The 14,112-nt window shown below is 60.0% G+C and carries 9 protein-coding genes; 7 read left to right on the top strand and 2 right to left on the bottom strand.

What is annotated here, in order from left to right; genetic code table 11:
* Positions 1–71: 71 nt before the first annotated feature.
* A complete protein-coding gene (locus BM364_RS17195; RefSeq protein ID WP_092426774.1) occupies positions 72–1,088 on the bottom strand; it encodes a zinc-binding alcohol dehydrogenase family protein in 1,017 nt (338 codons plus the stop codon).
* Positions 1,089–1,317: 229 nt separating this feature from the next.
* Between BM364_RS17195 and BM364_RS17200 the strand changes: the two genes are divergently transcribed.
* From BM364_RS17200 to BM364_RS17225, 6 genes are all read left to right on the top strand, one after another.
* The gene (locus tag BM364_RS17200; RefSeq protein ID WP_092426776.1) at positions 1,318–3,381 is read left to right on the top strand and encodes a LysR family transcriptional regulator; all 2,064 of its coding nucleotides are present in this window, start codon (positions 1,318–1,320) and stop codon (positions 3,379–3,381) included.
* Between the two features lie 65 nt (positions 3,382–3,446).
* Complete coding sequence (locus tag BM364_RS17205) at positions 3,447–5,219, top strand: ABC transporter permease (protein WP_092426778.1); 1,773 nt, start codon at positions 3,447–3,449, stop codon at positions 5,217–5,219.
* Complete coding sequence (locus BM364_RS17210; protein WP_092426780.1) at positions 5,212–6,285, top strand: ABC transporter ATP-binding protein; 1,074 nt, start codon at positions 5,212–5,214, stop codon at positions 6,283–6,285. Before BM364_RS17205 ends, BM364_RS17210 begins: the two co-directional genes overlap by 8 nt.
* A gap of 62 nt (positions 6,286–6,347) precedes the next feature.
* On the top strand, positions 6,348–7,094 hold the full coding sequence (locus BM364_RS17215; RefSeq protein ID WP_139232621.1) for an NUDIX hydrolase: 747 nt from the start codon (positions 6,348–6,350) through the stop codon (positions 7,092–7,094).
* Positions 7,095–7,177: 83 nt separating this feature from the next.
* Entirely contained in the window at positions 7,178–8,515 is a 1,338-nt protein-coding gene (locus BM364_RS17220; protein ID WP_092426784.1) for a hypothetical protein, read from the top strand.
* A 183-nt stretch (positions 8,516–8,698) separates the two neighbouring features.
* Positions 8,699–10,081, top strand: coding sequence for an FAD-containing oxidoreductase (locus BM364_RS17225; RefSeq protein ID WP_092426787.1), 1,383 nt, complete (start codon positions 8,699–8,701; stop codon positions 10,079–10,081).
* Between the two features lie 170 nt (positions 10,082–10,251).
* Here the strand turns inward: BM364_RS17225 and BM364_RS17230 are convergent, their stop codons facing one another.
* Positions 10,252–10,686 (bottom strand): hypothetical protein, encoded by a 435-nt coding sequence (locus BM364_RS17230; protein WP_092426789.1) that lies wholly within the window; start codon positions 10,684–10,686, stop codon positions 10,252–10,254.
* Positions 10,687–11,430: 744 nt separating this feature from the next.
* On the opposite strand from BM364_RS17230, the gene BM364_RS17240 reads away from it, so the two are divergent.
* Positions 11,431–13,803 carry an SIR2 family protein gene (locus tag BM364_RS17240; RefSeq protein ID WP_092426794.1) on the top strand — a complete coding sequence of 791 codons (2,373 nt, stop codon included), beginning with the start codon at positions 11,431–11,433 and terminating at the stop codon, positions 13,801–13,803.
* Positions 13,804–14,112 lie beyond the last annotated feature (309 nt).

Raw genomic sequence — 14,112 nt, forward strand, 5'->3', positions numbered from 1 at the left:
CTCGAGCCCCATTCAACCATGCTAGGGTATTTAAAACCGGAGCGGGCCAGCCGGAGGCGGCCTTGACCCAGTCACGGCGCCAGCTCGATGACTACCTTGAGCGTGTCGGGGTTGGCAGCCCAGAAGGGAAGCGCCTGGTCGGCCTTGTCAAAGGCGAAACGCTTCGAGATCAGTGCATCCGCCTGGGCCCCCAGTGTTTCGAGATAGGCCACCACCGCCTCGAAATCGGCGCGGGTTGCATTGCGGGAGCCCAGGATATCGAGCTCCTTGAGGTTGAAGAAGCGCGTTTCATAGCTCACGGGCGCCTTGGAATAGCCCACATAGACCACGCGACCGGCGAAACCGGCAAAGTCGATGGCCTGGGTAAAAGTCAGCGGCAGGCCTACGGCTTCTATGACCACATCGGCTCCATCGCCAACCGTCAACGCCTCGATCCGCTGGGCTACGTCTTCGGCTCCGGCAACGATGACATCGCTGGCGCCGAACTGGCACGCGAACTCGGCTTTCTGGGCGTTGACATCAACGGCGATGACGCGGGCTCCACGTGCCGCGGCTCCGATGATCGCACCCATGCCGATCATGCCGCAGCCCAGGACTACCACGGTTTCTCCCGCTGCGACCGAGCCGCGCGCAACGGCATGGAAGCCCACCGAGAGCGGCTCGACCAGAGCCAGATGGGCAGGTGCAAGGCTGGCATTGGGAATGAGCTTTTCGGCTGGCAGCACGAGGAATTCGGCAAGCCCGCCATCCTGCTGCACGCCCAGTGTCTTGTTGTAGCGGCAGGCGTTGAGCCGGCCCTTGCGGCAAGAAGAGCAGGAGCCGCAATTGGTATAGGGAACGACGATGGCGCGCTGGCCAAGCAGACCTGCATCGACATCTGCTCCCACCGCGATCACTTCTCCGCCGATCTCATGTCCGGGAATGCGCGGGAGTTCTACGAGGGGATTGAGGCCCTTGAAGGTGTTGAGATCGCTGCCACACAGACCGACATGGCGAATGGCCAGCACCACTTCTTTCGCGCCCGGTGAACGCAGTTCCACCTCCGCAAACTCGGTTTGGCCTTCGGCCTCTATTCTGACCGCCTTCAATGGTTGAACTCTTTCTCTGTCCTCTGGCGCACGATCCGGCCCGCTCGCATATGCGCAGCCACAAAGAGCCGCTCGATTGCTGGGATTCGGCGGTGATTGCGGGGGCGCTCTTCAGTTGATGCTGATCTTGCGGCAGCACATCGAACCTTGATCTATGGCGGTCACATAGTCTTCTCACTGTCACCGGCACGCATTACGCGGACCACTGCATCAGGAGTTCACCAGTCGCATGCTTGATCTCAACGATCTCAGGTTATTCGTTCGCATCGTTGAGAACAAGGGGATCGTTCGTGCATCCAAGGCCCTGCAGCTTCCCAAATCAACCATCAGCCGTCGCCTGGCTGGGCTTGAAGAACATCTCAAGGCGCGCCTCATCGTTCGGAGCGGCGACGAGTTTAGCCTGACTTCTGCCGGTGAAGAGGTTTATCGGGCAGCACGGGACGTCGTTGGCGCAGCCCAGCGGGCGGAAGATCTTCTTCTGGGAGGCAGGGAGGATATTGGCGGCCGCGTCTCGATCCAATCGGCAACGCTCTTTTCCGATGTCATCGGCGAACTGGTTGCAGCGGAACTGGCCGAGTTTGCTTCACTGTCATTCGCTCTCGAGCTTTCGGCGCGAGAACCGGAGATGTTATTGGATCGGATCGATCTCTACCTCCTCGCCCATCATTGGCAACTTCGCGATACCTCCCTGATCCAGCGCCGCATTTGCCGAAACCCGCAAGTTCTCGTGGCTGCACCAGGGTTTAAGGCACCCTCATCCCCGCAGGCTTTGCCGAATGACCGGCTCTTGATCTTTGATAACGATCCAAATGCCCGCCTTTGGCGTCTAGAGCATTTCGATGGTTCATCCCACGACCTGGGAGCCATTCCTCGCCTGATTTCGACCGACGCCCGATTGCTCGTGCAAATGGCAGAGGCTGGAGCGGGCATTGCGCTCGTCCCCGAATATGCGGCAAGACAGTCCCTATACGCGGGCTCGCTGGTGCTGACCGTGCCCGGCTGGATTGGTCCTGCCGTCACAATCAGCCTCCTCAGCCCCTCGCGCCGCCTCATGAACCGAACTTTGCGGCGCGAGGCGGACCGGCTTGCAGACCAGGTGAAACATGCTGTCCTTTTGGGAGACCGGCAGGTTCCAGATTCGGAACACAGGGTTCCGACGAAGGCGCCGGGCCATTTCATCCCACTGTCACACAGCGTGCCTAGCCAAGGCTCGCGCATCACTCAAGCCGGGCTTGCCGATGCGCTCGACACCACTCTGGCTGAGAGCGAACTTGCCATGACCCCTTTTTCCAAAGCCTTCGGCATAGCTGCCCTGACAGCGGTCGCCACCCTGCCCCTTCCCGCCATCGCCCAGGATGAGACCGGGCCTCTCGTGCTCTATACCAACGATTTCGAGGGCGTCATCACCGACCGCTTCGAGGCCGACACCGGCCGTCAGATCGACGTCGTGCAGATGAGCGGAGGCGAGATCCTGGCACGCATCGCCGCCGAAGCGTCGAACCCACAATGGGACGTGCTGATCTACAATGGCTCCTACGTCTTCCAGAGCCTCGATCAGCAGGGGCAGTTGATGCAGAACGTTGAACCCGACAATATCGGCAATCTCAACAAGATTGGGCTTGCGCAACTGCCCGAGAACAGGTCGTGGTTCCCCATCGGTCAGGCCGCATCTTGCGTCATGCTCTACCGCACCGACCTCGTCGACACTCCGCCAGCCCGTTATGCCGATCTTGCCGACGCCCGCTTCAACGGCCAGTTCGGCATGGCCGACCCGGCAGTCGCCGCTCCCGCTTACCCGTGCGTCGCAGAGTTCTTCCATGAGCTTGGGCAGGAGGGCGCCGAGGCGCTGTTTACCAGCTTCTTCGACAACGGCATGCGCGTGTTCCGGACCAACGGCCCGGTCGGACAGGCCATCGCAGCTGGCGATCTCTCCGTTGCCATGATCACCTCCCAGGTCGCTTACTCGCTCAAGGCCGCCGGTGAAACGCCGGTCGAAATCGTCTGGCCCGAAGATGGCGCGCCAGGCGTGGTCCGCGGCGTCGGCATCCAGGCCCGAACGGCGCGGCCTGAAGCGGCCAAGGCCTTCGTGCAGTGGCTGCTCGTGCCTGAAACTCAGACCTATCTTGCCAATGCCGTGGCCGCCGACGGTCTTTTCGAGCCAACCGTCACCGGCGCGGCGCGACGTGCCGATGGTCCGCCCGAAGGCATGATCTACCGTGTGGCGCCTAACGACTTCGCCGTCGAGAACGAAGCTGCAATCAAGACCTGGTTCGCCGACCGCGCGGTCCAGTAGTCGCACACGTTGGCTCGCTCAAGGCACTGTCTTGGGCGAGCGGGCAAACTGGACGCTTCATTATCATGGCCTATTTTCCTGCAGCATCGGCTGCTCCGGCGACAAGACACGCCCCTTCGCGCAAGCACCTTCTCAAGGCAGAGGACTGGCTTGGCTTGGCGGTTGTCACGTGCCTGATCGTTCTGGTTCTTGGTCCACTCGCAACCGTGCTGATCCAAGCCTTTGTTCCCGGTCTTTTCACCAGCCAGAACAGTCAGGCCGGGTTTTCCGGACTGCTGGAAGTGTTCAGCCGCCCCTTGTGGCAGCGTTCACTGACGAATTCGCTGTTCCTTGCCACCGTTGCAGCCGTTGTCGGCACGGTTCTGGGCTGTGCCTTGGCGCTCTCGCGGCAGTCAGCCAATCGGGCCGTAGCGGCAGCGCTTGATATCGCTGCCTGGGCCATCATCATCCTGCCCTCCTTTATTCTGGCGCAGGGCTGGATGCTTTTTGCCACCCGCGGCGGTCTGGCAAATCAATGGCTGGGTCTGAGCTTTGTGCCGGACCTCGTGTTCAATCCCTGGGGACTGGCCGTCATCATGAGCCTCAAGGCCTTCCCATTTGCCTATCTTGCCGTGTCGGCAGCCTTGCAATGGCGCATGGATGATTATGTGCACGCCGCGCGCCTGTGTGGCGCGTCTCCCATCCGTGTGCTCATGACTATCCGCATTCCGATGCTGCTGCCGGCAGCACTGTCGGGTGCTGTGCTGATCTTCATTGATGTCCTTGGCGATTTCGGTCTGCCCGCAGCTCTCGCCACGACCTATCGTTTTCCGACGCTGACCTATGCGATCTATGTCGCCATCAATCAGTCGCCGATCCGCTTCGATCTGGCAGGCGTGCTCGCCTTCTACGTCACCGCGATCATGCTGGCCGCGGTCATCGTCTATTTCTGGATCCTGCGGAATCGCCGTTTCGATTTCCTAGGCGGTAAGGCGCGACTATCAGACGGCCGCGGCAGCCACTCGCGCAGCGCTGACATCTTTGCTCTCGTGACACTGCTGGTCGCCCTTGTCATCCCTGTGGGGTCGAGCGTCCTTGTGTCGTTTACTGGCCGCATCAGTGATGGTTTCGGTCCCGGTAATCTGACCCTTGCCAACTACTTCGCCGTGCTCGAGACGGGTGGAGCCTTCCTGAGCGCGCTTCAGGCATCCCTCGGCATCGCGGCCCTGTCCGCCCTTGGTAGCGGCATCCTTGCAGCGGCCGCCGCCTATGTGGTGACCTTTTCCGATTTCCGCCTCAACAGGCTGATCGATCTCACCTGCACCCTTAGCCTGGCCGTACCCGGCGTGGTGCTCGGTATCGGCTATATCTTTGTGTGGAACTCACCGGTTCTCGACAGTCTGGGCCTTCGGCTCTATGGCAGCCCCTCCATCCTGGTTCTGGCAGGCGTTGCCGGTGCGATACCGATCGCCATCCGCCTGGTTCTTGGCGCTATGGCGCAGGTGCCGGCCAACATGCTTTCGGCGGCAGCGCTGCAGGGAGCAGGCTTGTGGCGGCGGATCGGCACCATCGTTATTCCGCTCGTTGCCGCTGCGCTGGTGTCTGCTACGCTTACCGCCTTCGGCTCCGCCATATTCGACCTCGCGATCAATTCCATTCTGCGGCCACCCCGCCTCGATGTTCTGCCGGTCTATGTCAACCGCGCTTTCGAACAGGGACAGTTCGGCGCCGCAACCGCGGCAACTCTGGTGGCCGGCGGCATCACGATCGCCATCCTCGTTAGTATCCGCTTTGCGACGGACCGCGCTATTCGCCGCCTTCTTCGTACCCAGCCCATCAGGGACAACACCCATGCTTGAAATAAGCGGCCTTACGCGGCGCTTCGGTCCTCAGACCGTGCTGAACGATGTCAGCCTCACCATTGCTCCAGGTCAGGTTGCCTGTATCGTGGGGCCATCGGGATGCGGCAAATCCACCCTCCTGCGCCTCGTTGCCGGTCTCGATCGCCCCGACCTTGGCACCATAGCGGTAAACGGCACGACGCTTTCCTCGCCTGGCTGGGCGCTGGAGCCCCATAAGCGCCAACTCAACATGGTGTTTCAGGACTATGCCCTGTGGCCCCATATGAGCGTCGAGAAAATCGTTGGCTATGGGCTTGATCGGCTTGATACGGAATCGCGCAAGACCAGGGTATTGGCTCTGCTTGATCAATTGCGCATTTCCGCCTTGGCCGACCGCCTGCCCTCGCAAATCTCGGGCGGGCAACAACAGCGCGTGGCGATCGCGCGTGCATTGGCGACCGATCCCGCTCTCCTTTTGCTCGACGAGCCGCTGTCCAATCTCGACGTGCAATTGCGCCTCGAGATGCGCAAGGAATTCAGCACACTGTTCCGTTCGGTTGGCAAAACTGTTCTTTACGTGACGCATGACCCGCTTGAAGCAGCATCCTTTGCCGATGTGCTGGTGGTGATGAACAAGGGCGAAATTGAGCAGGTGGGTACGCCGGAGGCCCTGTTCGCCTCTCCCCGTTCCGCCTGGATCGCAACTCTTGCCGGTTACGATACCAGCATCGAAGGCACGTTGATCGCGCACTCGGACGAGCGGGCCATCACCATGCAGGTCGGCGCTCAACCACTCCACATTGCGCATACCGGCAACAGCAAGCTTGCAACGGCACCTTCGGGCACGGAACTTACCCTCATGCTGGCCTCGGACCGGGTGGACGTCACCCAGGGTGGAGGCGATCCTGCCAGGAACAGCCTCCAGGGCCGGGTGACCCATTGTCTTTTCGAAGGCCGGAATTGGCGCCTCGTTGTCGATGTGGCCGGAAATGCCATCTCCGCTGTCACCACTCACCGCGCGTCGGTCGGATCCCATGTCAATCTGAGCTTTTCACCAGACTCCGCTCTAATCTTTGCGAAATGATGTTTGCCACTTCTGATCCCTCCTCCTTCATGCCGTGGTATCTAAGGGGGAACTGCGATGCTTTGGGCCATGTTACTCCCGTCATTGCCGACCACCTCAGCCGGGCGCGCCTGTTCAGGCTGATCGATCAGCGTCTTTCGCTCGACCCCGGCACTCGACTTGATGAAGCCTTCGCCGCCATAAGAGCGTCCTTGTTTGCTGCAGGCCTGATCGGACCTGAGCGCCATGAACTGATGCCGGTCAGGCTCGAACCCTATGGCGCCCAACTCGCAACCATCGACCGCAGCGCCTTGCGTGCTCTGGGTCTCTGGGCGACGAAGATCCACGTCAATGGACTAGTGGAGGCGGAGGGCACGCTGCGGCCGCGTGTGTGGCTCTCAAGGCGTTCGGCATCGTCCAACGCAGCGCCGCTCGCCTACGATACCATGATCGCCGGTGGACAGCCCGCCGGCGCTAGTCTTGTCGAAACACTGGCAAAGGAAAGCGAGGAGGAAGTCGGCCTGCCTCGCCGCTTGTCGGCAACCGCCCGGAAGGTGAAAGACATCGTGGTCCGATACGAGAGTGAGCTGGGACTTCACCGCGAAGTCCTCGCAATCTACGATTTGTCCGTGCCAGCCACGTTCCAGCCCGATCATCGAGACGGAGAGATCGTGGAATCCGCGCTCCTCGACTGGCCTCGATTCCAAGCAGCTGTTGACGGCTCTCTCCCTATGAAATTCAGCTCAAGAGTGGTGAGCAAAGATTTGCTGGCACGACTTGGCCAGGCAGCAGAACGCGACCGTCTCACTTCGATGCCCAAGGCGCTATGACTTGCGCGCACACTCGTCGAGGAACTTCGAGACATTCCCGCCCCTTTTGTTAGATCTTGGGTAAGATGTGACTGGGGACGTCGATGCGATCCTACTGTTTGCTGCTGATTGCAGCTTGTCTGACCGTACCGGTTCTGCCTGTACACGCGGCCTGCGGGGGCCCGCTTACAACAGCTTGCATTGCAGATGAAATACGGGACGGACTGGATGCGACCGCGAGTGATCCTTTTGCAGCCGCTCGCATCAACGCGAACCTGGCCCGTGCCGAATTGGCGGATGGCAACGAAGAGGCGGCACTTGCTGCCCATGAAGCAGTAGATCAGGAAGGTTGGCGCCAGGATTTCGCGCTGCCCCATGCACGCTTTCTGCAGGAGGCCGGGCGACAGGCCCAAGCGCTCGCGGTGCTTGGTGCCAGCGCAGCAGCTCAAGCAGAGGGGTTCGATCTTCTGGATCATGCCGGCCTGATCCCGCAATATGCCCAGGCGTTTGCCGCAGCCGGCGATCAGACCGCAGCCAGCGCTCTGCTCGACAAACTTGCCAAAGAACTCAATCAGGTTCCTCCTAACCCGATGACTTTGGCTCTGATGGAACAGCTTGCCGAAGCAGCCGATGAGATTGGTGACGCGGATCAGGCGAAAAATCTCTCCCGCAATGCTTATGCTTGGTTCGATGTCGGCGCACTGTCGCTTGGTCCCGCCGAGGCAGTGTTGCTGTTCAGAACGCTGGCACAGTTTGACCCTTCCGACCAGCCACGCAAGGATGCCGCCGAGACCATCGCCTTCTTCGCCGAAGATGGGGCGAGCGTTTATGACGGAGCGATCTGGACCGGGGTTGCCCTGGGCCTTCATGCCCGCGGGGTGGACCCCGCGCCCGTGGTCATTTCGGCGATCGAGGCTCTCGACGCAGCGCCCGAACGCGAGGCTGCCGCGCGGATCGAAGCCGATCTGGCCCCGGCGCTGGCCGCCACCGGCCGTGTCGCCGAGGCGCGTACCAGGCTTCTTGCGGCAGCCGAGACCGCCATCAGCACAGACGCGCAAACCTATGCAGGTATTGTGGTTCCGGTTGCGGCGGCGCTGATCGACATCGGCGCACACGAGGAGGCGCGACAGATCCTCGATCGTCTAGTGCGGGATGTGCGCGCCGACGCTGGAAACCTGGCATTGTTCGCCCAACCAGCGCTGGTGCAATATGTCCGTCTCGGGGCGGCAGATGAGGCGCTGGCTCTTGGCGGAAACCAAACGGGCAGTCACGGGCTCTTTGTCGCCAATGCGCTGATCGGGACGCGCGATTTCGATCGAGCCTATGCCATCCTGCGCGATCTCGATGACGATGCCCGCTTTCTGCTGCTCGCAGCCATATCAGAGCATCTTGCCTATGGCAGCGACGAAAAGCCTTCCGAACTCGATCAGCCATCTTCATGAGCGGGATGGGCATGGTCTCGCCTGGAGCGAGCCTTGCCTGATGCGGAAGAGGTCCTGCAGCACCGCATGCCAGGTTTCATGTCAGGCGGCTCAAGTGTGAAGCAGAGACGATAGTGCTTTACCTCGGCCTTCAAGTCGTGAAACTTCGAAGTGGCTTCTACGCACTCAACCCAAGGCGCCTCAATGAAGACGTTCGATGCGATCATCATCGGTGCAGGTCAAGCTGGCCCGCCTTTGGCAGCGCGGCTGACGGCAGCTGGACAAAGGGTCGCTCTTATTGAGCGCGGACAGGTCGGCGGCACTTGCGTCAACACGGGGTGCACACCAACCAAGGCTTTGGTGGCCAGCGCCAAGATCGCGCACTCCGTGGCGCATTCTCAAGAATACGGCATCCGCATCAGCGCAGCTCCAGAGGTGGATTTTGGCGCGGTTCTGCGCCGGGCGTTGACTATCAGCAGCAATTCCCGCAACAGCGTCGAATCCTGGCTGAAGAGCATGCCTGGGCTGACCCTGGTGCGGGGGCACGCAAGGTTCGAGTCGCCCAGCCGCGTGAGGGTGGGCGACGACATCTATGCCGCAAGCCAGATCTTTCTCAATGTCGGTGCCCGCGCCGCCATTCCCGACCTGCCAGGGCTGGAGCAGGTCGGCATCCTGACCAACTCGGATATCTTCAGACTGACCGGGCTTCCTGATCATCTGGTGATTGTCGGTGGAAGCTATATCGGGCTTGAATTCGCGCAGATGTTCCGGCGCTTCGGGGCTCGTGTCACCATTGTCGAGCGCGGACCGCGGCTGGCCAGCAAGGAAGACCCTGAGATCTCGGAGGCGATCCGCGAGGTGCTGGAAGCCGAAGAGATTGCAGTGCGCACAAATGCCGAGTGCATCCGCTTCTCGCGCTCGGAGACAGGTCCTGTGGTCGAGGTGGACTGCGCATCGGGCAAACCTGAAATCGTCTGCTCGCATGTTCTGCTTGCTTTGGGCCGCAAGCCAAATACCGATGATCTGGACTTGGGCAAAGCTGGTGTGGAATTGGACAAGCGTGGCTTTGTTCAGGTCAATGAGCGCCTCGAAACCAGTGCTCCCGGCATCTGGGCATTGGGAGACTGCAACGGCCGGGGCGCCTTTACCCACACCTCTTATAATGACTTCGAGATTGTCGCGTCGAACCTGCTCGATGGCGGCACTCGCAGGGTCTCCAACCGCGTCATGAGCTACGGCCTCTATATCGATCCGCCGCTGGGCCGGACCGGGATGTCCGAAACTGAAGCTCTTGCAAAAGGGCACCAAGTCCTGATCGGCAAACGCCCGATGACCCGAGTGGGTCGCGCCATCGAAAAGGGTGAGACCAGGGGGCTGATGAAGATCGTCGTCGACGCTGACACCCGCGCGATTCTCGGCGGCGCGATAATGGGGCCCGGTGGCGATGAAGCGATTCACTCCATCTTGGACATGATACAGCGAGGGGCAACGGCAGACGATCTGGCCGCCACCATGCACATCCATCCCACAATCGCTGAACTGGTCCCCACCATCTCAGGGGAGCTGACGCGGGATGCAGATGGATAGCACATTCTTTCAACAAGCAGGGCGATAGTCCTCACTCCAGCCCGGGCGCGCCTCGTCTATCTCTCCTGTTGGACAGCAAAGATCCTTGAAACAGCGTTACCACCGCTGCCGAGAGGGGCCTTGGTAGTGCCGGTCCGCTGATACGACCATGACAGCCCAGCGTTGCGGCTCTAGATTCCCGCGCCTTCGTGAGTAAGCGTGCCGCTAAACGAGCACGATGCTCCATGGAAGCTAAGGCACCCGCCTATCTCCTCGATCAGCAAAGTCCCATCTTCGCCGAACTGAAGATCGACCTGGCAATACGGAGCCGAGCCCTCGGAATTGATCGGATCGGAATCAGAAAACTGGTCTTGCACCTGCATGAGGCCGCTGCCGTCGACAATCTCGACCTGGCCGTCGACGCCGCCGCCGCATCCGTTGAACTCCTCGGTCATCTTCACCGTGGTGGTGATCGAGACTGCATATGCGCCTTCGGATACGGGTGCAACATCCGCGATCAGTTGACCATCATCTGACTCGTATCGACCTGAATACGGATCGAAGTCCTGCGCTGCTGCAAGGCTCGTAACAAGCAGCGTAGCCGTGAAGGCAGCAATCCATCTCATTCGGGCACCTCAACAAAACCTATGGTAGAAGTTCCGAGAATTTGGCCGCGAACGCAAGCATTATGACTTCAGGATTTCCCTGGGGCCCATGCACCGGAGATATCGTTACGCAGGACATGACTGCGCTCCCCTGGGAAAGCCGGGCTCTTTCCTCGGCCACGAGCTTGCCGACTACGTCCAGGAGTCTCGTGGCTGGTATATGGAAAAAGCAAATGCGGAGTACCTCAGCTTACCTTTGCGGCGGTATAACCTAAACGCGCTGGGAGGCTTGGCGACGTCGATCGCTCAGAAATGGCGGAGAGAGAGGGATTCGAACCCGCTTTCCGCGTAAGCCATTGTCCCGTCACACAAAAAGGACAATCAAGAACCGGCACCGTGACGGTCAACTGTGACAGTATAGGTCAGCCAACTCGCTGGCAAGCTGGGTTCACTGTCGGATCGCCGTACTCGCGATCACGCACGTTTTGTTGCTTGCCACGCTTGAGATCCGTTGTTCAGTCTGGCTGCAGGTGATGCCGCCGACCTGCTGCCACATTTGCGGCCATTGGCGGCTTTCGACCCCATTATTGCCATTCATGATGCTTCAGCGATTGTCTAAAAGCTGCCGTCGTTCAGATACTGCCGGAGATGAATCTGTGGGGCGGTTTGCCGACTGATAGCCTAAAGCTCTTAGAAATGCGAAGATATCCTTGAAGGCTGCCGTCGCATACGATTTGCCGCAGTATCAATCAATTGGGGATAAAGATGGCGCACGATATGGATAGAATTGAAGAGTGCGACCCCGAATCCTCGATTCTATTCCTCGGCTCCGGTTTCAGTCTTGGCGCGACAAACATCGCGAATGACAGCCCGCCGAATGGAAAGGGGCTGCGCCGCCACTTCATTCAACAGCTCGGCCTTCCACTAGATACGGACTACGATCTGCAAGTCCTCAGCGACGAGTTCGCCGAGGACGACTCCCATAAACTGCGCGACGAGCTTTACAGAATCTTTCGGCTGACCGCACTGACTGATGGACAAAAGGCCGTGCTCGACGAGCCATGGCGACGCATCTACTCAACCAACTACGACGATGCGGTAGAATTGCACCGGTTAAACAATAAAGAGCCACCGAACGCCTTCGACGTCTCGGAGCCGGTTCCGAATAAATTCCCTCACGGAGCCGTAGTGCATCTCCATGGCAGCATTCGCCTGATCACGCCCGAGAACGTAAAGAACAGCCTTGTGCTCGGCGAGGGTTCTTATGTGAACCAATATGTCGTTCGATCGCCATGGTACGATCAGTTCCAGCGCGATCTGGCGTTCGCAAGCGCCCTATACATCGTTGGCTACAGCCTCGCCGATTACCATATCGCCGGCCTTTTAATGGCCAATCCGAAACTTGCCGAGCGAACCGTCTTTATCCAAGGGGCTGGCCCAGATGAGACCTTCTTACGCCGAACCGCCCTTTACGGGCGCACGATGTTCATAGGTACTGACGGTTTTGCCCAAGCGCTCGCTTGCGCTCCGCGCTCAGCCGCCCCGGGGATTGACAACCTGCGGTCATTCCGCTCCCTGGCACCAACGCGCGACCGGAAGGCTGGCGCTCGTCCGACCGCTCCCGAGGTGTTCGACCTGCTAGTTTATGGCGACTTCGATGCCGGTCGTCTTGCCCGTTCGCAACCTGGTGAAGATTACGCGATAGCGCGTGCGGACGCCGTGCGCGTTGCGGCAGAGGCTGTTGAGTCCAAGCAATCACTAGTGGTCGATGGTCGACTTGGAAACGGCAAGTCAATCTTCCTGCACCTTCTGGCTTTCGAGCTTTCTTCCAGAGGTTGGACCTGTCTTATGCTCCGGCCCGGCCATCCAGATCTTCAACGCGAGCTCGCAGCGCTTGCCGCCATCGACAGGGTCGTCGTCTTTGTCGACCAATATTCCGTTGCCCAAGACAGCTTGCGCGGTCTCCGCGAGGCGCTTCCAAATGCCAAGCTCGTGATTGAGATTCGCACAGGGACGTTCGAGGTTCGGTTTCACGAGCTCACCAAGCTTCTACCCAGACCGTTCGACAGGGTCAGCCTTAATGCTCTCACACGCGCGGAGGTCATAGCCTTTGGTCGATTGTGCGAGCGTGTCGGGCTTCGCGCACCCGCCGAGGATCATCGGAGCGACCTTCGTGACTTGCTGTTAGGTCTGTTCAAGAACACAGCGATCCGGGACCGCGTTCGGGCGACACTGGGGCCGCTGTTCGAGAAGCGAGCCACACGGCGTATCCTGGTCATGACGATGCTGATCGCCACGCATCAGACGGAAGTCGGTGCCGCCTTCGTACGATCCGTAGTCGGCGAAGATCCGTTCGTTGCGCTCAAGCCACTTGAGGATTTGTCGCATGAGATTTTCGAGACTTCAGCCGACAACTTCAAGGCCCGGTCCGCGGTCTTTTCGTCGTTCGTAATTGCCGAGTTCATTGAGCCTGACGAGATCGCTGATGTTGTGGTGGAGGTGACGCTGGCTGCGGCCCGTCGGCGGAGCGAGCGACCGTACCGCATCCTCATGTCGAACATGATTGCCTATTCGAGCCTGCGCAGAACCCTGCTGGGGAAGGGGGATCCGGATGCGATCATCAGCAGCATTTACGAACGCCTCCGTTATGACGAACGCGTAAACGCAGAGCCGCTATTCTGGCTTCAGTATGCTCTTGCGATGACCGAGACACCCCGGCTCGATACGGCCGATGAGTATATTGGCACCGCTTACCGGAAGGCCGAAGATCTTCCAGGCTTCCAAACCTACCAGATCGACACCCAAGCTTTTCGCATCGCGCTGTTGCGTGCGACAGAGCAGAAGCGAGGCCAGGCGATCTTCAATATCGACGCTATAATTATCGGGATCGAGCGGATCGATGCAATGCTCGCCGACGAGAGTCATAGGTCTTATGCCGTGAAGGTACTGGATCTTGTACGGCCATTCATGGCGGCGCGAAGCGGCGATCTCACAGCGGGCGAGCGTACCGCCGTGCAGTTCTGGTTGCTGAAGGTGGAAAAGTCGCTCGCCTCGCTCTCGGATGAGTTCAAGGCAACGTCGGGCTCCGAGGCCGTACGGAGAAGCATAGAGGCGACCGCCGCGAGCTTCCTCAACTAACGCGAGCCGATCAGGGGCGCGTTGCAATCCAAATGCGGCGCCTCGGCGGCTTTCCCAACAATGCCGCCCGGAAGCGGACTGTCCCCTTCCCACCCCGCCGCTGCCGATCAGCATCGACCCCAAATCAGCCGTTCGAAGCTCTTTTTGTTGAGCCCGAGAGCTGCCGTTCAGCCAGTCATCGCGAGAGGGCGTGGTATAGTGCCAGATAGTATGCTCTTGCGCGCGCCGATCTCGCTCAGGGATGGTCATGCCGTCGATCCGCCACATGTCCTCAAGCCATGTCGCCAGCACCTGGCAGGTCGAGGTCGA

It is taken from the genome of Devosia crocina, from assembly GCF_900116545.1.
GTDB classification, from domain to species: Bacteria; Pseudomonadota; Alphaproteobacteria; order Rhizobiales; family Devosiaceae; genus Devosia; species Devosia crocina.

Bases quoted from the DNA above. Each gene is read 5' to 3' on its own strand.
- BM364_RS17200 (WP_092426776.1), top strand. From the start codon at position 1,318: ATGCTTGATCTCAACGATCTCAGGTTATTCGTTCGCATCGTTGAGAAC.
- BM364_RS17205 (WP_092426778.1), top strand. From the start codon at position 3,447: ATGGCCTATTTTCCTGCAGCATCGGCTGCTCCGGCGACAAGACACGCC.
- BM364_RS17210 (WP_092426780.1), top strand. From the start codon at position 5,212: ATGCTTGAAATAAGCGGCCTTACGCGGCGCTTCGGTCCTCAGACCGTG.
- BM364_RS17220 (WP_092426784.1), top strand. From the start codon at position 7,178: ATGCGATCCTACTGTTTGCTGCTGATTGCAGCTTGTCTGACCGTACCG.
- BM364_RS17225 (WP_092426787.1), top strand. From the start codon at position 8,699: ATGAAGACGTTCGATGCGATCATCATCGGTGCAGGTCAAGCTGGCCCG.
- BM364_RS17230 (WP_092426789.1), bottom strand. From the start codon at position 10,686: ATGAGATGGATTGCTGCCTTCACGGCTACGCTGCTTGTTACGAGCCTT.
- BM364_RS17240 (WP_092426794.1), top strand. From the start codon at position 11,431: ATGGCGCACGATATGGATAGAATTGAAGAGTGCGACCCCGAATCCTCG.